This is a genomic window from Rhizobium sp. RAF56 (assembly GCF_052113965.1).
Lineage (GTDB): Bacteria > Pseudomonadota > Alphaproteobacteria > Rhizobiales > Rhizobiaceae > Rhizobium.
The window spans coordinates 29,275-51,817 of sequence record NZ_JBFRDU010000009.1; the positions used below are offsets into that span (position 1 = coordinate 29,275).

The 22,543-nt window shown below is 63.3% G+C and carries 21 protein-coding genes; 8 read left to right on the forward strand and 13 right to left on the reverse strand.

Annotated elements, in window-relative coordinates; genetic code table 11:
- The first annotated feature begins 7 nt into the window (after positions 1–7).
- Both rocD and AB4048_RS09555 read left to right on the forward strand, forming a co-directional pair.
- Positions 8–1,207: an ornithine--oxo-acid transaminase gene (gene rocD / locus AB4048_RS09550; RefSeq protein ID WP_442201707.1), complete on the forward strand. Its 1,200-nt coding sequence runs from the start codon at positions 8–10 to the stop codon at positions 1,205–1,207.
- Positions 1,208–1,429: 222 nt separating this feature from the next.
- Positions 1,430–1,906 (forward strand): chemotaxis protein CheW, encoded by a 477-nt coding sequence (locus tag AB4048_RS09555; protein WP_442201708.1) that lies wholly within the window; start codon positions 1,430–1,432, stop codon positions 1,904–1,906.
- A 210-nt stretch (positions 1,907–2,116) separates the two neighbouring features.
- On the opposite strand, the gene AB4048_RS09560 is transcribed toward AB4048_RS09555, so the two are convergent.
- The 8 genes from AB4048_RS09560 to AB4048_RS09595 all read right to left on the reverse strand — a co-directional run bounded on the left by AB4048_RS09560 (position 2,117) and on the right by AB4048_RS09595 (position 10,680).
- Complete coding sequence (locus AB4048_RS09560) at positions 2,117–2,389, reverse strand: formate dehydrogenase subunit delta (RefSeq protein ID WP_442201709.1); 273 nt, start codon at positions 2,387–2,389, stop codon at positions 2,117–2,119.
- Positions 2,379–3,206: a formate dehydrogenase accessory sulfurtransferase FdhD gene (fdhD, locus tag AB4048_RS09565; protein ID WP_442201710.1), complete on the reverse strand. Its 828-nt coding sequence runs from the start codon at positions 3,204–3,206 to the stop codon at positions 2,379–2,381. The genes AB4048_RS09560 and fdhD overlap by 11 nt, the downstream gene beginning before the upstream one ends.
- Before the next feature lie 155 nt (positions 3,207–3,361).
- Positions 3,362–6,244: a formate dehydrogenase subunit alpha gene (fdhF, locus tag AB4048_RS09570; protein ID WP_442201711.1), complete on the reverse strand. Its 2,883-nt coding sequence runs from the start codon at positions 6,242–6,244 to the stop codon at positions 3,362–3,364.
- A gap of 72 nt (positions 6,245–6,316) precedes the next feature.
- On the reverse strand, positions 6,317–7,873 hold the full coding sequence (locus AB4048_RS09575) for a formate dehydrogenase beta subunit (RefSeq protein WP_442201712.1): 1,557 nt from the start codon (positions 7,871–7,873) through the stop codon (positions 6,317–6,319).
- Positions 7,870–8,349, reverse strand: a complete 480-nt coding sequence (locus tag AB4048_RS09580) for a formate dehydrogenase subunit gamma (RefSeq protein WP_442201713.1) — start codon at positions 8,347–8,349, stop codon at positions 7,870–7,872. Before AB4048_RS09580 ends, AB4048_RS09575 begins: the two co-directional genes overlap by 4 nt.
- 144 nt (positions 8,350–8,493) lie before the next feature.
- Complete coding sequence (locus AB4048_RS09585; protein WP_442201714.1) at positions 8,494–9,387, reverse strand: LysR family transcriptional regulator; 894 nt, start codon at positions 9,385–9,387, stop codon at positions 8,494–8,496.
- 62 nt (positions 9,388–9,449) lie between these two features.
- Entirely contained in the window at positions 9,450–9,797 is a 348-nt protein-coding gene (locus tag AB4048_RS09590; protein ID WP_442201715.1) for an ArsR/SmtB family transcription factor, read from the reverse strand.
- A gap of 112 nt (positions 9,798–9,909) precedes the next feature.
- Positions 9,910–10,680, reverse strand: coding sequence for an SDR family NAD(P)-dependent oxidoreductase (locus AB4048_RS09595; RefSeq protein ID WP_442201716.1), 771 nt, complete (start codon positions 10,678–10,680; stop codon positions 9,910–9,912).
- A gap of 175 nt (positions 10,681–10,855) precedes the next feature.
- Between AB4048_RS09595 and AB4048_RS09600 the strand changes: the two genes are divergently transcribed.
- From AB4048_RS09600 to AB4048_RS09620, 5 genes are all read left to right on the forward strand, one after another.
- Entirely contained in the window at positions 10,856–12,094 is a 1,239-nt protein-coding gene (locus tag AB4048_RS09600; RefSeq protein WP_442201717.1) for an acyltransferase family protein, read from the forward strand.
- 333 nt (positions 12,095–12,427) lie between these two features.
- Complete coding sequence (locus AB4048_RS09605; protein ID WP_442201718.1) at positions 12,428–13,036, forward strand: YkoF family thiamine/hydroxymethylpyrimidine-binding protein; 609 nt, start codon at positions 12,428–12,430, stop codon at positions 13,034–13,036.
- Between the two features lie 16 nt (positions 13,037–13,052).
- A complete protein-coding gene (locus AB4048_RS09610; protein WP_442201719.1) occupies positions 13,053–13,859 on the forward strand; it encodes an ABC transporter permease in 807 nt (268 codons plus the stop codon).
- The gene (locus AB4048_RS09615; protein WP_442201720.1) at positions 13,856–14,611 is read left to right on the forward strand and encodes an ABC transporter ATP-binding protein; all 756 of its coding nucleotides are present in this window, start codon (positions 13,856–13,858) and stop codon (positions 14,609–14,611) included. The genes AB4048_RS09610 and AB4048_RS09615 overlap by 4 nt, the downstream gene beginning before the upstream one ends.
- An 11-nt stretch (positions 14,612–14,622) precedes the next feature.
- The gene (locus AB4048_RS09620; protein ID WP_442201721.1) at positions 14,623–15,633 is read left to right on the forward strand and encodes an ABC transporter substrate-binding protein; all 1,011 of its coding nucleotides are present in this window, start codon (positions 14,623–14,625) and stop codon (positions 15,631–15,633) included.
- Positions 15,634–15,691: 58 nt separating this feature from the next.
- Here the strand turns inward: AB4048_RS09620 and AB4048_RS09625 are convergent, their stop codons facing one another.
- The 3 genes from AB4048_RS09625 to AB4048_RS09635 are packed head-to-tail and all read right to left on the reverse strand — an operon-like array spanning position 15,692 to position 19,515.
- Positions 15,692–16,813, reverse strand: coding sequence for a mandelate racemase/muconate lactonizing enzyme family protein (locus tag AB4048_RS09625; RefSeq protein WP_442201722.1), 1,122 nt, complete (start codon positions 16,811–16,813; stop codon positions 15,692–15,694).
- Between the two features lie 55 nt (positions 16,814–16,868).
- The gene (locus tag AB4048_RS09630) at positions 16,869–18,368 is read right to left on the reverse strand and encodes an aldehyde dehydrogenase family protein (RefSeq protein WP_442201723.1); all 1,500 of its coding nucleotides are present in this window, start codon (positions 18,366–18,368) and stop codon (positions 16,869–16,871) included.
- A 1-nt stretch (position 18,369) separates the two neighbouring features.
- Positions 18,370–19,515 (reverse strand): iron-containing alcohol dehydrogenase, encoded by a 1,146-nt coding sequence (locus tag AB4048_RS09635; protein ID WP_442201724.1) that lies wholly within the window; start codon positions 19,513–19,515, stop codon positions 18,370–18,372.
- Positions 19,516–19,627: 112 nt separating this feature from the next.
- Here AB4048_RS09635 and AB4048_RS09640 point away from each other — a divergent pair, with 112 nt between their 5' ends.
- Positions 19,628–20,545, forward strand: a complete 918-nt coding sequence (locus AB4048_RS09640; RefSeq protein WP_442201725.1) for a LysR substrate-binding domain-containing protein — start codon at positions 19,628–19,630, stop codon at positions 20,543–20,545.
- Between the two features lie 46 nt (positions 20,546–20,591).
- Here the strand turns inward: AB4048_RS09640 and AB4048_RS09645 are convergent, their stop codons facing one another.
- Together AB4048_RS09645 and atpD are read right to left on the reverse strand one after the other, a co-directional pair.
- On the reverse strand, positions 20,592–20,996 hold the full coding sequence (locus AB4048_RS09645) for a F0F1 ATP synthase subunit epsilon (protein WP_442201726.1): 405 nt from the start codon (positions 20,994–20,996) through the stop codon (positions 20,592–20,594).
- Between the two features lie 80 nt (positions 20,997–21,076).
- The gene (atpD, locus tag AB4048_RS09650; protein WP_442201727.1) at positions 21,077–22,522 is read right to left on the reverse strand and encodes a F0F1 ATP synthase subunit beta; all 1,446 of its coding nucleotides are present in this window, start codon (positions 22,520–22,522) and stop codon (positions 21,077–21,079) included.
- Positions 22,523–22,543: the final 21 nt, after the last annotated feature.

Sequence of the window (22,543 nt, forward strand, 5' to 3'; positions counted from 1 at the left end):
AACATTCATGACTGCCTCCAGCGATCTCATCGCCACCGAACAGCGCCTCGGCGCGCATAACTACAAGCCGCTCGACGTCGTGCTTACGCGCGGCGAAGGCGTCTACGTCTGGGATGCCGACGGCAACCGCTATCTCGACTGCCTGTCGGCCTACTCCGCCGTCAACCAGGGTCATTGCCACCCGAAGATCCTTGCCGCCATGGTCGAGCAGGCAGGCAAGCTGACGCTGACCTCGCGTGCCTTCCGCAACGACCAGCTGGCGCACCTCTATGAGGAGCTCGCGAAGCTTACCGGCTCACACAAGATCCTGCCGATGAACTCGGGCGCGGAAGCCGTGGAGACCGCGATCAAGGCGGTGCGAAAGTGGGGCTACGAGGTCAAGGGCGTGCCGGAAAACCAGGCCGAGATCATCGTCTGCTCCGACAACTTCCACGGCCGGACGCTGAGCATCGTCAGCTTCTCGACCGACCCGGACGCGCGCACCGGCTTTGGTCCCTTTACGCCGGGTTTCCGCGTCATTGCCTTCGGCGATGCCGACGCGCTGGCAGCCGCGATCAACCCCAACACGGTGGCCGTGCTCGTCGAGCCGATCCAGGGAGAGGCCGGGGTGATCATCCCGCCGGTCGGCTATTTCAAGCGCGTCCGCGAGCTTTGCACCAAGAACAACGTCACCCTGATCCTCGACGAGATCCAGACCGGGCTCGGCCGCACCGGCAAGCTGCTTGCCGAAGAGCACGAGGGCATCGAGGCCGACGTTACCCTGATCGGCAAGGCGCTTTCGGGCGGTTTTTATCCCGTCTCCGCGGTTCTTTCGAACAGCGAAGTTCTGGGCGTCCTCCAGCCCGGCCAACACGGGTCGACCTTCGGCGGCAACCCGCTCGCCTGCGCCGTCGCGCGCGCGGCGCTCAAGGCGCTCACCGAGGAGGGCATGATCGAGAACGCGGCCGAAATGGGCAGCTACTTCATCGACGGCCTGCGCTCGATCCGCTCCAACATCGTCAAGGAGGTTCGCGGCCGCGGCCTGATGCTGGCGATCGAACTGGAGCCGGAAGCCGGTGGCGCCCGCCAGTATTGCTACGGCCTCAAGGACCTCGGCATCCTCGCCAAGGACACCCACGGTCACACGATCCGTCTTGCACCGCCCTTGATCATCACCCGCGACCAGGTCGATTGGGCCCTCGAACGCATCGAAAAGGTCCTTGCGTAGAGCAATTCCGTTACAGGTGTGGGCGCGTTCGGCCGCTCACCCACCGACATGCCCAAATCTCTTCCGCTGGTTTAGATTTGGGCAATATTCTTGCACTACAGTCTATCCAAACGCGTCACCGATGAGGATTTCGGCGCGCGGATAGTCCGTGGGCAGAAGCCGTTCGTGCCATGGTGGCGCTTTCCGCTGCTGACCGGTTCAGGGAAGTTGGAAAGACATTTCATGGCGACGATCAATTCCACCAGTTTCAGCGGCGACACCCTCGAAATCATTGCCTTCCGGCTTCATGAACAGGAATTCTGCGTCAAGACGACGACGATCCGCGAGATCCGCGGCTGGGCACCCTCGACGCCGATCCCGCATGCGCCCGCCGACGTCATCGGCGTGATGAACCTGCGCGGTTCGGTGATCCCGATTATCGATCTTGCCTTCAAGCTGGGCATGAAAAGCACCGTCGCCAACGAGCGCAGCGCGATCGTTGTCGCCGAGGTGCACAACATGGTCATCGGCATGCTGGTCGACCGCGTCTCCGACATCCTGACCATCTCCCAGAGCCAGGTCCAGCCGGTGCCGGAGGTTACGGCCTCCTTCGACCGCAGCTACTGCGAGGGCATCATCGCCACGGAAAGCGGCATGATCTGCTTCCTCAACCTGGCGAAGATGTTCAGGGAAAGCGACGTCGACGAACTGGCCGCCTAAAGCAGATCGAGGAAAAGTTCGACGCGGTTTTCCGTCCGGAATTGCGTAAATACAAATAGATAGAACGCTTCCGTGTTTCGAGGAAAAACGGAAACGGTCTAAGCGACGCCAGAACAGACCGTCAACGAGACCAAGCCGCCCGGCACCGCCGCGGCGGCTTTCTAGACTAGGGAGCGGCGAGATCGGCCCATGGGACCGGTCTTGCCGCTTTCAGTCCGCGTAGGGGGCATCCTGGGGCGCTGCGGGCGGCCTGGCGGCATCGGGGCGCTGGATCTTGGCAGCCGCTTCGAGAACCAAGGGGTGCAGCTCGCTGCCGCCGGCATCGATGATCTCGAAGAGGTGACGCCGCATGCGCTGCTCCCAGTAGCGGTTGATGTGGGTCGCCACACCCATCGCCGCCCCGCTTTCCGGCTGCGAACTGAAGAAGGTGGCGATCTGGTTGGCCATGTAGATCAGTTTGGCCTGGGTCTTTTCATGCGACATCGGCAATGGTTCCCGGCGAGATGCGGTGGGGATGGGTGAAAATCTCGAAATCGTCGCCGCGCACCAGCGCCACCAGCGTCATGCCGGCTTCGTCGGCGGTGCGGATGGCAAGCGCTGTCGGCGCGGAGATGGCGATCAGGATCGGGCTGCCGAGGATCGCCGTCTTCTGCACCATTTCGACCGACAGCCGGCTGGTGACGACAACGGCACCCGTAGCGCCCGGGCGCCCGGCGCGGACGATGGCACCGCAAAGCTTGTCGAGCGCGTTGTGACGACCGACATCCTCGCGAACCGCGACAAGGCCTGCATCCTTCACGAAGAACCCGGCCCCGTGCACCGCCCGCGTCTCGCGATGCAGCAGCTGCGCTTCATTGAGAAGCCCCACCGCGCCGACGATCTCGGCATGCGACAGCCCCAGCGCCACATGAGAGACATCCGGCACCTTGCGTACCGCCTGCTCGATCGACTCGATGCCGCAGAGACCGCATCCGACCGGTCCCGCCATATGCCGCCGGCGAAGGCGCAGCGCATCCGCGGCATCGTCGACAAGCATCACCTGGACATCGATGCCCTGATCGTCCTCGACGATTTCAACGGACGAAAGCTCCTGCGCGGCGCTGATGATGCCCTCGGTCAGGCTGAAGCCGACGGCGAAATCTTCGAGATCGTCAGGCGTTCCCATCATCACCGCATGGGCGGAGCCGCCATAGGAAAAGGCGATCGGCACTTCCTCCGGCACGATGCGCGAGCCCACGTGGACGAGGCCGTTGCGACGAACCGTTTCAGCGGCATGAGCGGTGGTCTTGAAATGCGTCATACGGTCCTGGGGTAGACAACCCCCCTCTGTCACTTCGTGACATCTCCCCCACAAGGGGGGAGATGGGTACTCGCGGTCACCCCCAGCTGATCTCCCCCTCGTGGGGGAGATCCCCGGCAGGGCAGAGGGGGTATATCGCCGAGAGACGCTCAACATCACTCCGCAGCTTCCATCTTGCCAGCGATCCGGCGCGACTGCCGCGCCTGCTCGTCATACTCGACCTGCCAGTCCGTCGGCCCGTTGGAGGGCGAGACCTGGACGGCCGTCACCTTGTACTCCGGGCAGTTTGTCGCCCAGTCGGAGTAGTCGGTGGTGATGACGTTTGCCTGCGTCGTCGGGTGGTGGAACGTGGTGTAAACCACGCCCGGCGCCACGCGGTCGGTGATCTGCGCGCGCAGCGTCGTGTCGCCGGAGCGGCTGACGAGCTTGATCCAGTTGCCGTCGCGGATGCCGCGCTGCTCGGCATCGTGCGGATGAATTTCCAGCCGGTCTTCCGGGTGCCAGACGACGTTGTCGGTGCGGCGGGTCTGGGCGCCGACGTTGTAGTGGCTGAGAATGCGGCCGGTGGTCAAAAGCAGCGGGAAGCGCGGCCCGGTGCGCTCGTCGGTCGCCACATATTCAGTGCGGATGAACTTGCCCTTGCCACGCACGAAGCCATCGGTGTGCATGATCGGCGAGCCGAGCGGATGGTCTTCGTTGCAGGGCCACTGCACCGAGCCGACCTTTTCGAGATAGTCGTAGGACACCAGCGCGAAGCTCGGCGTGGTGGCGGCAATCTCGTCCATGATCTCGGACGGGTGCTTGTAGTTCCAGTTCATCCCCATTGCCTGCGCCATCTTCTGGGTGACTTCCCAGTCGGCATAGCCGTTTTTCGGCGTCATGACCTTGCGCACGCGATTGATGCGACGTTCGGCATTGGTGAAGGTGCCGTCCTTTTCGAGGAAGGTCGAGCCCGGCAGGAAGACATGCGCGTAGTTTGCCGTCTCATTGAGGAAAAGGTCGTGCACGACGACGCATTCCATCGCGGCAAGGCCCGCCGCCACATGCTTCGTATCCGGGTCGGATTGAAGGATATCCTCGCCCTGGATGTAGAGCGCCTTGAAGGTGCCTTCGACGGCGGCATCGAGCATGTTGGGGATGCGAAGGCCCGGCTCGTTGTTGAGCTTGACGCCCCACATCTTCTCGAAGACGTCGCGTGTCGCATCGTCGGAGATGTGCCGGTAGCCGGGCAGCTCGTGCGGGAACGACCCCATGTCGCATGAGCCCTGGACGTTGTTCTGGCCGCGCAGCGGGTTCACGCCGACGCCCGGCCGGCCGATATTGCCGGTTACCATGGCAAGGTTGGCGATCGCCATGACGGTGGTCGAACCCTGGCTGTGCTCGGTAACGCCGAGACCGTAGTAGATCGCGCCGTTGCCGCCCGTGGCGAAGAGCCGGGCAGCACCTCGAAGCTCGTCAGCCGGCACACCGGTGAACCTTTCGGTTTCCTCGGGGCTATGCTCGGGCTCGGCGACAAACGCCGCCCAATCCTCGAATTCCGACCAGTCGCAGCGTTCGCGAATGAACTTTTCGTCGAACAGGCCTTCGGTGACGATGACATGGGCAAGCGCCGTCATGACCGCGACGTTCGTACCGGGCTTCAGCGGCAGGTGAAAGGACGCCTCGACATGCGGCGAGCGGACGATATCGGTGCGGCGCGGATCGATGACGATCAGCTTGGCGCCCTGGCGCAGCCGCTTCTTCAGCCGCGAACCGAACACCGGATGGCCGTCCGTCGGGTTGGCGCCGATCACGATGACCACGTCGGAATGCTCGACGCTGTCGAAATTCTGCGTGCCCGCGGAGGTGCCGAAGGCCTGGCCTAACCCATAACCGGTCGGCGAGTGGCAAACGCGGGCGCAGGTATCGACATTGTTGTTGCCGAAGCCGGCGCGCACGAGCTTCTGCACGAGGAAGGTCTCTTCGTTGGTGCAGCGCGACGAGGTGATGCCGCCGACGGAATCGCGGCCGTACTGGTACTGGATGCGGCGAAACTCGGTGGCGATATGGGAGAACGCCTCTTCCCAGCTGACTTCACGCCAGGGATCGCTGATCTTCTCGCGGACCATCGGATTGAGGATGCGGTCCTTGTGGGTCGAATAGCCGTAGGCGAAGCGGCCCTTGACGCAGGAGTGGCCACGGTTCGCCTGGCCATCCTTCCACGGCACCATGCGCACGAGCTCCTCGCCACGCATCTCCGCCTTGAAGGAGCATCCGACGCCGCAATAGGCGCAGGTCGTCACCAGCGAATGTTCCGGCTGGCCGATTTCGATGACGGACTTCTCCGTCAGCGTCGCCGTCGGGCAAGCCTGCACGCAGGCGCCGCAGGAGACGCATTCGGAGGACAGGAACTGGTCGTCACGCAGGCCCGCCGAGACGCGCGAACCGAAGCCGCGCCCCTCGATGGTGAGCGCAAAGGTGCCCTGCACTTCCTCGCAGGCGCGTACGCAGCGCGAGCAGACGATGCATTTTGCCGGATCGAAAGTGAAATACGGGTTCGACTCGTCCTTGGGTGCCCACTGGACGTTGATCTCGCCGTTGTTACGGGCTTTGACGTGGTTCTCGCCGTCATAGCCGTAGCGCACGTCGCGCAAGCCGACAGCGCCCGCCATGTCCTGCAGTTCGCAATCGCCGTTGGCAGCGCACGTCAGACAGTCGAGCGGATGATCCGAGATATAGAGCTCCATCACCCCGCGGCGAATGTCCTTGAGGCGGCCGGTCTGGGTGTGGACGACCATGCCGGCGGCGACCGGCGTGGTGCAGGAGGCGGGCGTGCCGGCGCGGCCTTCGACCTCGACCAGGCATAGACGGCAGGAGCCGAAGGCGTCGATCATGTCGGTGGCGCAAAGCTTCGGGATCTCGATCCCGGCCTCCATCGACGCGCGCATCACCGATGTGCCCTCGGGCACGGTGATCTCGTTGCCGTCGATCGTCAGCGTCACCAGCTTTTCGGACAGGGAGGCGGGCGTTCCGTAGTCGATTTCATGGATGAGGGACATGCAACGCTCCTGCGATAACTTGGACATTCCGGCGCGCGAGGGTGAGGGGCAAATTCGAAAAGGCTGCCATCATCATTCCGCCGCCTCCGCCATCGGTCTCGGCACGAAATCCTCTGGGAAATGCGTCATGGCGCTCATGACGGGATAGGGCGTGAAGCCGCCGAGCGCACAGAGCGAGCCGAATTTCATGGTATTGCAGAGATCGCCGAGCAGCGCGCGGTTCTTCTCCGGCTCGATGCCGTCGGCGATCCTGTCGACCACCTCGACGCCGCGGGTCGATCCTATGCGGCAGGGCGTGCACTTGCCGCAGCTTTCGATGGCGCAAAACTCCATGGCGAAGCGCGCCTGCTTCAGCATGTCGGCGGTGTCGTCGAAGACGACGAGCCCGGCGTGGCCGATCAGCCCGTCCCTGGCGGCGAAGGCTTCGTAATCGAACGGCGTGTCGAACAGGGCGCGCGGGAAATAGGCGCCGAGCGGGCCGCCGACCTGCACGGCCTTCACCGGCCGGCCGGATGCCGTGCCGCCGCCGATGCGGTCGACGATCTCGCCGAGGGTCAGGCCGAAGGCGGTCTCGTAGAGACCACCGTGCTTGACGTTGCCAGCGATCTGCAGCGGGATCGTTCCACGCGACCGGCCCATGCCGAAGTCGCGGTAGTGCGCGGCGCCCTCGTCCATGATGACCGGCACCGAGGCGAGCGAGATGACGTTGTTGATGACCGTCGGACACTCGAACAGGCCCTTGTGCGCCGGCAGCGGCGGCTTGGCCCGCACGACGCCGCGCTTGCCTTCCAGGCTGTTCAGTAGCGAGGTTTCCTCACCGCAGACATAGGCGCCGGCGCCGGTGCGGACCTCCATGTCGAAGGTCTTGCCCGAGCCAAGGACGGAGGCCCCGAGGATGCCGGCCTGCCGGGCGATTTCGATTGCCTCGCTCATCGCCGCGATCGCGTGCGGATACTCTGAGCGGGTATAGATGAATCCTTTCTTCGCACCGGTTGCAAGGCCGGCGATCGCCATGCCCTCGATCAGCACGAAGGGATCACCTTCCATGATCATGCGATCGGCAAAGGTGCCGCTGTCGCCCTCGTCGGCGTTGCAGACGATGTACTTGCGATCGCCCGGCGCGTCCAGCACGGTCTTCCATTTGATCCCCGTCGGGAAGCCCGCCCCGCCTCGGCCGCGCAGGCCTGAATCGGTTACTTGCCTGACGATGTCGCCAGAGGCCATCGCCACGGCTTTCGCGAGCCCCCTGAGGCCGCCATGCGCCTTGTAGTCGGCAAGCGACAGCGGATCGATGACGCCGCAGCGCGCGAAGGTCAGCCGGGTCTGCTCTTTCAGGAAGGGAAGGTCCTCGACCTTTCCAAGACAGAGTTCATGGGCACCGCCCGCCGTAAGGCCGGCATCGAGAAGGGCCGCGACATCGCCGGCCCTGACCGGACCGTAGCCGACCCGGCCGCCGGCCGTTTCGACTTCGACCAGAGGCTCCAGCCAGAACATGCCGCGCGAGCCGTTCCGCACGATCGTCGCGTCGATGCCGCGAGCGCCAATCTCGCGGCTGAGCGCCGCTGCGACTTTCTCCGCACCGAGAGCAATGGCAGCCGCGTCGCGCGGGACGTAGATCTTCACCGTCATTGGCGCGCCTCCGCCACCAGCGCTTCGACCGCCGCGTCATCCAGTCTGGCATGCAGTTCGCCGTCGAGCATCGCCGAGGGACCGCAAGCGCAGAGCCCGAGACAGAAGACCGGCTCCAGCGTGACGCTGCCGTCCAACGTCGTCTGGTGGAAATCGATACCCAGCAATTCCTTGACGCGGGCAGCGAGCCTATCCGCGCCCATGGACTGGCAGGCCTCGGCGCGACAGAGCTTCAGCACGTGACGCCCCGTGGGATGATCGCGGTAGTCATGATAAAAGGATATGACGCCGTGCACTTCGGCGCGCGACAGGTTGAGTTCCAGAGCGATCAGCGGCAGGACGTCCTGTGGAACGTAGCCGAATTCGTCCTGGATCCCGTGCAGGATCGGCAGCAGGGGACCCTCGAGCGATTTCAGGCTATCTATAACCGCCTGCGCCCGCTTGGCGGTTTCGCCAGCGGGGACGTTTACATTCATCGGCAGTCCTCCCAAAAGCATGCACTGTTTCGAAAGAAAGCACCGTCCCACGAGGGCGGTTTGCCATCTTGCTTATACCACAGGATCGCAATGAACGCGGCGGCAATCAATAGTGCAGTCCCGTCGATCGATAGAGATCTTCTATCAATCATCCTCGTCTTTTGCGAGAATTCTTGCCTCGTGCAACAAAGCTGAAACGAGCGGCGTGAACGGTTCGCGATGGGTGGCGACCAATCCGACCAGATGGTGGGCAGACGGCTCGACGATCGGAATCATCTGGATCTCCTCGGGAAATCCGAAGGATTTGGCAACATTCTTCGGCATGATGCTGGCCCAGCGGCCGGTGCGAACATGGGAAAACAGCACGATCATCGAGTTGGATTCAAGCGTCGGCTTGACCGTCGCGCCGGCGTCGGCGAGGTGATGGTTGATGATCCGGCGGTTCTGCATGTCGGCGGTCAATAGACAAAGCCGAAGGTCGCCCACCTCCGTCCAGGTGACCTCCTTGCGATCGGAGAGCGGACTGCCAGCGGCTGTGATCAGGTGATAGCGCTCGGCATAAAGCGGCACGGCTGTCACCCGCCCCAGCGGCTCGTTCTCCAGATAGGTAATGCCGGCGTCCACCTCGAAGTTTTCGAGCATTCCCAGCACCTGCAGCGAATTGCGCGAGGTTACGGAGAAGGTGACATCGGGATGCCGCTCCTGAAACGGTGCGGTGATCTTCGGAACCATGGCGAGCGCGGTCGGGATGACGGCGAGACGGAGATGACCGGAAAGGCCGGTGCGGGCGGCCCGCATTTCCTCACGCATCGTGCGCGCATCGCCGACGATGCGCCGCGCCCATTCGAGTACGCGCTGCCCTTCCGGTGTCAGCCCCTGAAAGCGGGACCCGCGCTGCACGAGCACGACGCCAAGCTGATCTTCCAGTTGCCGGATCGCCGCCGACAGCGTCGGCTGTGTGATGCCACACTCCTCGGCTGCCCGCCCGAAATGCCGCTCGTTCGCCAGCGCGATAAAGAATTCCAGCTTGTCGATCATGTCTCTCTCCCGCCCGAAGAGTTAGCACACAATCGGTTAAGGCGCCCGTTAACGGAAACGCTCTAAGATCGCTCCACCGCGCCGGGATACCGCCCTTTAAGAAAGGTGCCCTGCAGCAAGGCGACGACCGAAGCGATCTCATGATTTGAAATGCTGTAGTAGGCCAGCCGGCCAGACCGTCGTGTATCGACCAACCGGTCCACACGCAGTCGCGCCAGATGCTGCGACACGACCGCCTGCTGCAGGCCAAGGCGTGCCTCAAGCTCGGTGACGGTCATTTCGCCGTCAGCGAGCAAAAACAAGATCAACAGCCGTATCTCATGCCCAAGCGCCTTCAGAACCGCGCTCGCGTCGCGGCACCGCATGAGGAGTTGTTCCGTGGAGGCGGCCGAAGGTAAAGAGGCGGACATGATTCTCTTCTAAAGCAATATGAGCAAATACATATACTCCGCCGCGTCGCCGCGCATCGGACCAATATTGGGTAAAAGGCCTGAAATACTTTTGCGCTGAGAGTGTTGGCAGTCAGCAGATCAACTGTCCGCCGTTGACTTCGATCACCTGTCCGGTGATGTAGCCGGAAAGCGGCGCCGCGGCGAGGAAGAGATAGGTAGGCGCGCAATCTTCCGCCGTGCCGAGCCGCTGCAGCGGGATGCTCTTGCGTGTCTGCTCCAGCTTGTCCTTCGACGAGTAGCGTTCGTGAAAATCCGTGGCGATCGTGCCCGGCGACACGCAGTTCACCCTGATCCCATCCGGCGCCAACTCACGCGCCAGCGCCTTGGAATATGTGGCGACGAACGCCTTCGAGGCGGAGTAGATCGCAGAACCGGGACTGCCGCCCGTCAACGCCGAGATCGAGACCGTATTGACGATCGCCGCCTCGCCGGACGCTTTCAGCATCGGCAGCAACGCACGCGTTATCTCCACGACCGACGTCTGGTTGAGCTGCACGACGCGATCGTATTGCTCGTCCGTCAGCTCTCCCGCAGGAAACCGGCCGAGCATGGTGCCGGCATTGTTGACCAGCACGTCGACGCGGTCGAACACCTCGCCGACGGTTGCCGCAAAGGCTGCCGTTCCTTCCTCGGACGTAAAATCGGCCGGCACGAGAAAGGCGCGCCGCTCGCCTTCCGCCATCAGCAGGAAGTCGGGCAAATCCCGCTCGCCACCTCGCCCGATATGGACGAGGACATGGGCGCCGCAATCGAGAAACTGCCGGGCGACCTCAAGGCCGATACCCCGCCCCGCCCCGGTAACGACGACGTTGCGCCGGTCAAACAGCTTCGGATGGAACACTCGCGACCTCCCCGCGGAAACGCGCTGCTGCGAGGCCGCGCCGTTGCCGTCACAATAGGGCAAATGAAAACCGAAGGAAATGCAACTTCAGGCGCGCGGTCGCCCTGATGAAACGGTTCTTGCCGGCTCTCGGGCGATGTCCTACCACAGGCAATATATTTCGAGCGGAGTGCGGATGAGCAGCAACGAACGTCTGGCGGGTGCCGATTTCATACGTGCGCTGGCGTGCCTTATGGTGCTTGTTCATCACCTCGTCCTCAGGCTCGATCTCGACAGATTGCCGCCGAGCCTGCTTCGAGCGTTCGAGACCGCCCGCTTCGGCAACTACGGCGTTTCCCTGTTCTTCGTGCTCAGCGGTTTTCTGCTTGCCCGCCCCTTCTGGGAAGCCCTAGACAGAGGCGTCCCGGCACCATCGCTCAAGGTCTATGCCTTGCGGCGCGCGGCGCGCATCCTGCCGGGCTTCTGGACGGCGCTGACGGTCGGCTTCGTCCTGAGCATCACCATCTATGACTTGCCCCTGACCGGCGAGCTGATCCTTCGCTATGTCGCCGGCTTCTTCCTGATGAGCCAGTGGCACTGGCGGACCTTCTTCCCGGTCCAGGGCGATGGACCGCTCTGGTCGATCCCTTTCGAGACCACCTGCTACCTTCTCCTGCCGCTTGGCTTCGCGCTCCTGTTCAAGCTGCGTGCGCACCTGAAAGGTCGCATGGCGATGCTTCTCGCCTGGCTCGCTGTGATCGCCACAGCCCTCCTCGGCCATTGGCTGATCGCGACCTTCGTCCCCATCGACGAGACGGGACGCGGCTGGCAGTTCGGCATTCAAGGCGGCGCCAAGGAATGGATGCCGCGCTACAATCCGATCGGTTTCTTCGCGATTTTCGCGATCGGCGCACTGGCCTCGGGCATCCGAACGCTGCTCCCGCGCGGCAAGTCGATCGGTTACGACGCCGCGGGCTTGCTGGCGCTCGCCGGCATTGCGACCGCCTTCGCCAACTCCACGGCGGGCGCCTGGGAAGGCTACGGCTGGCTCGGCATTCCCTATAAGTTTCCGCTCCTGCCGGCCGCCGTCGCCCTTGCACTTTGCAGCTTGCCGAGCTCGGTTTTTCTCGGCCGGCTTCTCGACAACGCCCTCACCCGCTTCATCGCGACGGTCTCCTTCGGCATCTACATCTGGCAGGACATGGTCATATCCGCGTTCGTCCACTTTTTCCCGGGCGCCTTCGGCATCGGCACGGAAAGCATGCTGACAGGCTGGTCTGTCTGGAGCATCGCGGCAACCGCGATCATCATCCTGGTGGCGAGCGCCAGCTATATCTTCTTGGAACGCCCCGTCATGGTATGGGCGCGGGAACTGGAGCGCCACCGCAGCGCAACGCGCCACGCCTCACGCGCCAAGGACGCTGTCGAGCTTTGAGATGCGACTATATCTCCTGCCGAGCGTGACCCGAGGAGTTGATCGAGATCTTCTGTTCTTCACCATGAAAATACATGAGGGGCGTATCTGATCTCTTCGATAAAATTGCCTCGCGTAAAGAGGAACGCAGCCGAGACCTGAAAGCAGGGGAGCCGACGCCCGCCTTTCCTGCCTCGACATTTCGCAAAATTTGCCTATTGCGCTATTGCGTAAACCGATGGTAGCTTCCGCACCATTCAACAGGGGTGCTCCGTATCGCCGGGGCTGAGATTCGAGGTGCATACCTTGGGACCCTCAAGCTGATCTGGGTAATGCCAGCGGAGCGAGGTTTCGATGTTTTCCGGCGCGCAAGTTTCCCTCTATCCCATGTCCCGCGATTTTGTCGGTATCATCCTCGATGCCGTTGGGAGCCTCGACCCCTATCGCGATCGGCTGCGCATCGAGACGGATGACCTTTCCACCCTGCTGGTCGGCCCGCCGGAGGTGCTGTTTCCGGCCTTGACTGACCTGTTCGTCGCCGCGGCCCGGTCGGGCGAGCACTGCGTGCTGTCCGCGGCAATCTCACGGGGCTGCCCCGGCGAGCCGGACGATCCGATCTGCGGCGTCGGCATCGGCGATGGCATCAAAGCGCCGCTTTCCGAACGCATCGCGAGAGCCATCGCATCAGTCGCCAATACGCCGGTGACCGGACAGCCGACCGCCGCGCAATTTTCGCTCTATGTGCTCGGCACCGGCAACCACATGGACGAAATCTACGGCTGCATCGATTTTCTGAAGCAGTCGGGCACCTTCGACCGTGCCAAGAATTTCTGCACGAAGCTGCGCGGCGACGCCGGCGCGATCTTCGCCACGCTCCAGGAAGCCTTCTGCCACTTCGGCCCGCCGGAAGGTCACGTCACGCTCGATATTACCGTCTCAGCGAACAGCCCGACGAAACGCTGACGCCAGCGCTGCCGTCATGGTGTCCCTCTCCCTCGTATCCTTGAACCTTCCGGGCCGGGCCGCTCTCGTCCGCACGCTGCCGGCTATTGCCGCCGTCCTTCTGACCATACTCGTCTGGGAGCTCTATGCCGACCTTTCGGGCATCCGGCCTTCCGTGCTGCCGTCACCGTCGCGGGTGTTGGCGCAGGGCTGGCTCAACCGCCGGGCGCTCATGGAAAATACCTGCCCGACGGTCGTTGCCACGCTTTCCGGCTTCTCAGCATCGCTGGCGGTCGCCTTTGCCTTTGCGGTCGCCATGGACTTCCTTCCGGCGATCCGGCGCGCGCTGTTCCCGCTGGTCGTGATCAGTCAGACGTTGCCGCTGGTCGCGATCGCTCCGCTGATCGCGCTGTGGTTCGGTTTCGGCCTCTTGCCGAAGATCCTGCTCGTGTCGCTCGTCACCTTCTTTCCCATGCTGGTCGCCCTCATCGAGGGCTTTGAGGCGACCGACAAGGATATCCACGAGCTGCTCGTTTCCATGAAGGCCACCCGCTGGCGGATCTTCCTGCTTGCCCGCCTGCCCTCCTCGATGCCCTATTTCTTTGCGGGACTGAGGATCTCCATCACCTATGCGGTCGTGGGAGCGATCTTCGCCGAATATGCCGGCGCCGCCAAAGGGCTCGGCATCTATATGCTCGCCGCCAAGAACAACTTCCGCCCGGACCTCGTTCTCGCCGCGGTAGTGGTGAGCGCCTGCCTGACGCTCGTCTTCTTTGCCGCCGCCGTTCTCGCCGGCCACCTCCTCATGCCGTGGCGGCGCGATGTCGCGAAGGATCGGCCATGAGCGCTCGACGGTTGGAGCTTCTCGACATTCGCAAATCCTTCGGCTCCGTCCCGGTGCTCGACGGGATTTCGCTTTATGAGGAGGAGGGCGAATTCGTGACCATTGTCGGCCCCTCCGGCGCCGGAAAATCGACGATCCTGCGCATGCTGACGGGAGCGGACACAGCCGATAGCGGAGAGATTCGCTTCGCCGATCAGCCGCTTGCGACAAGCGGTGCGACCTTCGCCTTCATGCCTCAACGCGACGCCTTGATGCCGTGGCGGTGCATTCTCGACAATGCGACGCTCGGCCTCGAGGTCGCCGGCCTGGATCGCGATACCGCCCGCGCCCGGGTGTTGCCGCATTTCGAAACGTTCGGTCTTGCCGGGTTCGAGCGGCACTATCCCGCGCAGCTCTCGGGCGGCATGCGCCAGCGCGCCGCCCTCCTGCGCACCGTCGTACAGGCGCGAGACATGCTGCTCTTCGACGAACCGTTTGGCGCGCTCGATGCGATCACGCGCGCGCAGATGCAGCAATGGCTGTCGCAGATGTGGACGGGCCATCGCTGGACGGCGCTGCTGATCACCCATGACGTTCGCGAGGCGGTGTTCCTGTCGGATCGTATTTACGTGCTGTCGCCGCGTCCGGCCCGCATCGCCGCCTCCTTCACCGTGCCGCTGCCGCGGCCGCGCAGTTTTGCCGACCTGGGCTCGGCCGAGGCCCGCACCATCGAAACGGCCATCCTCGAAACCCTGCTTCACGCCAACAGCTGAAAGGATACGACATGCTGCCTCTCACCCGCCGCTGGACACTCTCCCTGGCGCTCGCCTCCCTCCTGCCTGCGCCGCGACTGGTCTTTGCCGCGGATCGCCCGAAGGTTTCCGTCGCGCTCGATTGGACGCCGAACACCAACCACGTCGGCCTTTACGTCGCCAAGGCCAAGGGCTTCTACGAGGAAGCTGGTATCAACGTGGAGATCATGCCCTACACCGACACTAGCGCCGGCACGCTGGTCGCCAACGGTGTGGCCGATTTCGGTATCGCCGGGCCGATCAGCCTCTTTGCCCAGCGTGCCGCCGGCGCGCCGCTGAAGGGCGTCTATGCCGTCGTGCAGACGGAAACCGGCCGTCTCATTCTTAACGACAGCCGCAAGGATATCCAGCGGCCGAAGGACCTTGACGGCAAGACCTACGGCGGCTTCGGCAGCGCGTGGGAGGAGGCGCTGGTTTCCGCGATGATCCGCGCCGACGGCGGTGAGGGTAAGTTCAACACCATCACACTCGGCACCTCGGCCTACGAGGCGCTTGCCGACGGCTCGGTCGATTTCACCCTCGAGGTCTACACCTGGGAAGGCATTGCCGCCGAACTCGAGAAGCGGGCGCTGCGCCGCTTCCGCTACGCCGACTACGGCGTGCCGGACGAGCAGACGACGCTTATCGTTTCCAATGATGCCTTCGTCGCCAACAATGCCGCGAAGGCAAGCGCCTTCATAAAGGCTACCAGGCGTGGCTACGATGATGCCGTCAACCATCCCCAGGAGGCGACGAGGTTGCTGATCGAGGGTTCCGGCGGCGCACTCACCAATATCGAACTCGTCGCGGCCTCGATGAAGGCGCTGATCGACGGCAACTATCTGCGCGCCGCCGACGGCACCGTCGGCACGATCGACCCGGCGAAAATGGCGGCGATCTGCGACTTCCTGTTCGACAATGGCATCTTGTGTGATGCACAGGGCGCGGCACTGAAGGACAAGCCCGACATCCCCAGCTTCTACACCAACGCGCTATTCGACTGACGTCGCGCCGTAAACAAAAAGATAGAGCGGATCTGCGATTTAACGAAAAGCAGATCTGCTAAATCCGCGTCCGCTTCAGGCGATCCTCGTCGAGCACGACGCCGAGACCCGGCGCCTCGCCGAGTTCCAGCCAGCCGGAGGCGTGCTTCAATGGCGCCGCCATCGGATAGTCGCGTCGCGCCTCGCTCCATTCCGGATTGTCGTACGGATATTCGAGGAACGGCGCATCGCCGACGCCGGCCGTCAGATGGGCGTTGGCGAGAACGCCGATACCGTTCGTCCAGGAGTGCGGCGTGAACATGATCCCGGCCTCGCGCGCCTGATAGACCAGTCGGCGGCAGCCGGTGATGCCGCCGACCAGCGCCACATCCGGCTGGATGACGTCGAAGGCGCGTTCCTCGATGATGTCTCGGAATTCGTAAAGCTCGCGCGTCATCTCGCCGCCGGCGATACGCACGCTGGTCGCTTCCGACAGGCGCTTCATGCCCCGGCGGTCGGAGCGGTGGAGCGGCTCCTCCATCCAGTAGACGCCGAGCCGTTCCAGTTCCTTCGCGACAGCCAGCGCGTCCTTGAAGGTCCAGGAAAGCGTCGTGTCCCAGGGCATGCGCCAACCCTGATTGCAGTCGACCATCAGTTCCAGCCGGTCGCCGACCTGAGCGCGGATCGCCTCCAGCGCCTTGACGTCGTCATGCCAGCTGGTGCGGCCGCCCGCTGACGAAGAGAACCGCACCTTCATCGCGGGAAAACCCTCGCCGACGTAACGCTCGGCCTGCTCGGCCATGGCGCCCGGGTCGCGAAGGACGCCGGACGAGGCATAAAGCCGCACGCGGCCGGCGCGGCCGCCCAGCATGCGCCAGACAGGCTCGCCGGTGATCTTGCCTGAAAGGTCCCAGAGCGCCAGATCCATCGGCCAGCAGCGGCCATAGTGGAAATTGATGTGCGACAGCACCTCGTAGTGCCGTTCCAGATGTCGGGGGTCCTCGCCGATGAACAGGTCCTCGTGTCCCTCGAAGCCCTTCATGAGATCGCCTGAGCCGATGCCCTCGCGTCCTTCGTCGTCGCGCACACGTACGATCGTTGCGTCGAACTGGCGGCGCGGGCGACCGTCCCAACTCGCCTTGAACGGCGGGTCGAGCGGCAGACGATGATGGGTGATCTCGATGGATACGATCTTGCTCATGATGCGCCCTCCCCGGCTTTGATTCCAGCATTCACCGCTACGCGCGGGCACGATATCAGCCGAACTGCTGCCAGATGGTCTTATAGTCACAATACTTGTCGATCGCATGCACCGAGCGATCGCGGCCGAAGCCGGATTGCTTGAAGCCGCCGAAGGGCGTGGCGAAGTTCGACATGTCGTATGTGTTGATCCAGACCGTGCCCGCGTGGATCGCCTCGGAGAAACGATGCGCGCGATCCATGTCCTTGGTGAAGACCGCGCCGGCGAGGCCATAGATCGTATCGTTGGCGATCTCCAGCGCCTGTTCCTCGGTATCGAAAGGAATGGCGGCAAGAACCGGCCCGAAGATCTCCTGGCGAGCAAGGCTCATATCGTTGGTCATATCGACGAAGACACCGGGCGAGATGTAATAGCCGCCTGTTTCGCTCATCACCCGCTCGCCCCCGAAGGCGCGGCGCGCGCCTTCCTTCTCGCCGGCGGCGATCATCGAAAGCACCTTCTTCATGTGCTCCTCCTCGATCAGCGCCCCGATCTGGGACGAAGGATCGAGCGGATGCTTGAGCGCGATGTCGGAGCGCGTGACAGCCTCGATCTTGGCGATCAGCCTGTCTTGTACCGAGCGATGCACGATGAGGCGCGTGGAGGCGTGGCAGGTTTCGCCGGCATTGTAGAAGCAGCCCCAAGCGGCGGCGACGGCGGCCGCATCGAGGTCCGCGTCCTCGAAGACGACGAGCGGCGATTTGCCGCCAAGCTCCAGGGCGACGCGCTTGACGTTCGACTGGGCGGCATAGCCCATGATCAGCTTGCCGACCTCGGTCGAGCCGGTAAAGGCGATCATGTCGACATCCATATGCAGCGCCAGCGGCTTGCCGGTCTCTTCGCCGTAGCCGGTCACCACGTTGAACACGCCGGCCGGAAGACCCGCTTCCACCGCAAGTGCGGCCAACCGGATCGCCGACAGCGAGGATTGCTCGGCGGGCTTCAGGACGACCGAGTTGCCGGCGGCGATCGCCGGGCCGAGCTTCCAGGCGTCGATGATCATCGGATAGTTCCACGGCGTGATCGCGCCGATGACACCGAGCGGCACCTTGCGGACGATCGCGCGGGCGTTCGGACCCGTCGGCGCGACCTCGTCGTACATCTTGTCGATCATCTCGCCATAATACTGGATGCCGTCTGCGCAGAGCCGCACGTCCACATTCAGCGACGCCATGATCGGCTTGCCGACGTCGAGGGTTTCGAGCATGGCAAGCTCCTCGCCATGCGCACGGATCAGGTCTGCCCATTTGAGCATGATCTTCTTCTTTTCCAGCGGCTCCTTTTTCCGCCAGACACCGCTCTCAAAGGCGGCGCGTGCCGCGGCCACGGCAGCGTCGATATCGGCCGCATCGCCTCGCGCGAGTGCGGCACCCGGCTTGCCGTCCATCGGGCGGATGCGGGTGAAGGTGGCGCCGGATGCGGCCGCCCGATATTCACCGCCGATGAAATGACGGCCCTCGGGCTTGAGGTCAGCCAGAACGCCTTCCCAATAAGCCCTCGTGAAATCCTTGCTCATCCTAGGCTCCCTTCACCAGCGCGATGACGCGCGCTGCAAACCGATCGATATCGGCATCCGTCACGTCGCGTACCGTCGAACGCCGCATGGGCTGATTTTCCGGTGCACGCATTTCGAGCGCGAGTTCATCGGCTGCGAACAGCGCGAAAGCCGGCGGCAAAGCGCGGACGATGCCGCAGCGATCCATGAGGACGGAGACGAAACCGGGAAGAGCGCTGGCGTCCTGAAGGCCACAGGCCCGGGCAGCGGCGTCAAGCTCTGTCGTATCCGCCTCGACCAGCCAGGGCAGCGTCAGCTCGAAGCCCAGCGCCGTCGCAAGGCCGTGATGCACGGGCGCCAGCGCCGCCAGCGCATGACTGATATTGTGGGCGATCGCCGTGCCGCAATTGTCGATGGCAATACCGGCAAGGCACGAGCCGAGCAGAACCGCGCCTCGGGCTTCGATATTCTCGGGCTCCCTGACCGCCTTTTCCAGCGAACCCGCAATCAGCCCCAGCGCCCTGTGCGCATAAAACTGCGCCCCGGGATGGGTGTTGCGGTTGGTCGCCGCTTCGAAGGCGTGGACGAAGGCATCCAGGCCGCACCAGGCAGTCAGGCTAGCCGGCAGCGTCTTGGTCAACGCGGGATCGAGGATCACGAGATCGGCTTTGGTCTCCGCACCCCAGATCCAGAGTTTCTTGCCCTGCGGGCCGGCGAAGATGTTGGTCGCGGATGTTTCCGAACCCGTGCCGGCGGTGGTCGGCACCATGATCTTTTTCAGCGGATCTTTCGGAAGCGGATTGGCTGCAAGCGCATAGTGCATCGGATCCTTGCCGGATGCGGCGGCGCAAGCCGCGATCTTCGCGATATCGAGCGCCGAGCCGCCGCCGATGCCGATCACCATCTCAGTGCCCGTTGCGACCTCCGCCGCGGCACGCACATGCGCGATCTTCGGTTCGCCCGCGAAATCGGAATAGATCCGCGTCGCGATGCCGACGTTCGAAAGTTCGGCCTTTACCTTGTCGGCGAGACCGGAGCGGGAAAGGAAGCTGTCGATGACCAGACAGGCGGTGGAGACGCCTCCGAACGACTGAGCGGCGGCCGCAAGACCGTCGAAGCTGCCTTCACCAAAGCGGATCTCGGGGATGGATGAAACGGAGTAGGCCAAAGCTGCACCTGACGAAGCAAATAACGATGCACCTATTGATGCATCACAATCTCAGCTCTTCAAATAAGGGCATTTCTCAGTCATATTCATGACTTCAGATCATGGAGAGAAAATGCTTGAAAAGATCCCGCTCGAGGCCTTCCGCGTTTTCGACGCCGCCTGCCGCGCGATGAACTTTTCCCGCGCCGGGCGCGAGCTGAATATCACCCAGGCGGCCGTCAGCCGGCGCATCAAGGGGCTGGAAGATCATCTCGGTACCCTCCTTTTCACCCGGCGAGGCCGCAATCTGGCGCTGACGGCGGATGGGGAACGTCTGTTCCAGCGCGTGCGCGCCACGCTCGAATATCTTGAGGAGAGCCTCGAGCCGTTCCGGGGCGGGGCGCCGCAGATCATCTCGATCGCCGCGAGCGGTTCGGTCTCACACCTCTGGCTCGGACGGCGGCTGAGGGATTTCGGCAAGCAAAGCCCGAACATCTCCGTGCGCCTTCTGACGACGGATGCGCCGGGCGAACTGTCTTCCGAAAGCAACGACCTCGTCATTCTCTATTCGACCGGCGAGCACCCGCGCTGGAACCTGACATTGCTGATGAAGGAAGTGCTGGTACCGGTCGCCTCCCCCGAATACCTGGAGCAGCGCGGCCTCGACCCTCGGCAGCTGACCGTCGAAGACATATCCCGCCTCGACCTTATCGACTACGAGCGCTTCAACGCGCACTGGATATCGTTCCGGCAATGGTTCGGCCGTCTGCCGCAGCCGCTGAAGGCAAGGCTGCCGCAGCCGAGGCTTTCCTTTTCCACCTATATCATGGCCGTGGAGGCGGCGTTGCGCGGGGAAGGAATTGCGCTCGGCAGTCTCGGGCTGATCGACGAGCACCTGCGTTCGGGCACGCTCACCACCGTCGGCGGGGACCGGATCGAGACCGGCTTCGGCTACTATCTCGGAGCACCGCGTTTTCGAACGCTATCGCCGGAGGCAGCGGAACTGCACCAGCGCCTGCTTTCAGCGACAAACAGCGAAAACGGCGCATAAAAAAAGCGGCCCGAAGGCCGCTCCAGAGACGCGATATCTTTAGCGCTCACTGCTCGTGCAGCATGCCCTGCAGGTGCGACATTTCCATGATGAAATGTTCGAGGCGCGACTTGTGCTCGTGATGAAGCGCATCGCGCAACTCGTCGCGGGCGGCGTCGATACGGATCGTCAGCTCGTCGCGGTTCAGGTCCTCGACCGCAACGGCCGATTCGGCAAGCAGCGTGCAGCCCGTCGGCAGGATGTCGGCGAAGCCGCCGAAAACGACGAAGTCGCGCTTTCCAGATGCAGAACGAACGCTGACAACGCCCGGCTTGATCGTCGTCATCGTCGGAGCATGATGAGCCATGACGGTCATCTCGCCCTCGCTCGCCGGAATGACAACCTCGGTTACCATTTCCGACAGAAGCAGGCGCTCCGGAGACACCAGTTCGAAATTGAAATTGTCAGCCATGACCCGTCACTTCTCGATTGTCTTTGCGGGAATAGACAACGGCGCACGGAGAACCCGCGCGCCGTCGGTAATCGCATTTATCAGGCGCCAGAAAGCTTCTTGGCCTTCTCGACGGCTTCTTCGATCGAGCCGACCATGTAGAAAGCGGCTTCCGGAAGGTGGTCGTACTCGCCGTTGACCAGGCCCTTGAAGCCCTTGATCGTGTCTTCAAGCGCAACCAGCTTGCCCGGCGAACCGGTGAAGACTTCGGCGACGAAGAACGGCTGCGACAGGAAGCGCTCGATCTTGCGGGCGCGGGCAACGGCGATCTTGTCCTCTTCGGACAGTTCATCCATGCCCAGGATGGCGATGATGTCCTGCAGGGACTTGTAGCGCTGCAGCGTCGACTGAACCTTACGGGCCACTTCGTAGTGCTCTTCGCCGACAACGATCGGGTCGAGCATGCGCGACGTGGAGTCGAGCGGATCGACGGCCGGGTAGATGCCCTTTTCGGCGATCGAACGCGACAGAACGGTCGTTGCGTCCAAGTGGGCGAACGAGGTTGCCGGGGCCGGGTCGGTCAAGTCGTCGGCAGGAACGTAAATCGCCTGAACCGAGGTGATCGAACCGGTCGTCGTCGTCGTGATGCGTTCCTGCATCTGACCCATGTCGGTAGCAAGCGTCGGCTGATAACCGACGGCCGAAGGAATACGGCCGAGCAGAGCCGACACTTCGGAACCTGCCTGCGTGAAGCGGAAGATGTTGTCGACGAAGAACAGAACGTCCTGGCCCTGGTCGCGGAAGTTTTCAGCAACCGTCAGACCCGTCAGGGCGACGCGGGCGCGCGCACCCGGCGGTTCGTTCATCTGACCGTAGACGAGCGCTGCCTTGGAGCCTTCGCCGCCGCCGAGCTTGTTAACGCCCGACTCGATCATTTCGTGATAGAGGTCGTTGCCTTCGCGGGTACGCTCACCAACGCCGGCGAATACCGAGTAACCACCGTGCGCCTTGGCGACGTTGTTGATCAGTTCCATGATGAGAACGGTCTTGCCGACGCCTGCGCCGCCGAAGAGGCCGATCTTGCCGCCCTTTGCGTAAGGCGCGAGCAGGTCGACGACCTTGATGCCGGTGACGAGGATCTGTGCTTCCGTGGACTGCTCCACGTAGGACGGGGCGTCCTGGTGGATAGAGCGCTTGCCGGCGGTAACCAGCGGGCCTGCTTCGTCAACCGGTTCGCCGATGACGTTCATGATGCGGCCGAGCGTTTCCGGCCCGACCGGAACCGAGATCGGAGCACCGGTGTTGGTGACGACCTGGCCGCGGACGAGACCTTCGGTCGAGTCCATGGCGATCGTGCGAACCTGGCTTTCGCCGAGGTGCTGCGCGACTTCCAGAACAAGGCGGTTGCCCTGGTTGCTGGTTTCAAGCGCGTTCAGGATCGCCGGCAGTTCACCTTCGAAAGCCACGTCCACGACGGCGCCAATAACCTGGATGACTCTGCCGACCGAACCTACTGCCTTTGCGGCGGGGGTAGCTGCCTTAGCCATATTCTTACCCTCTTTCCTAAC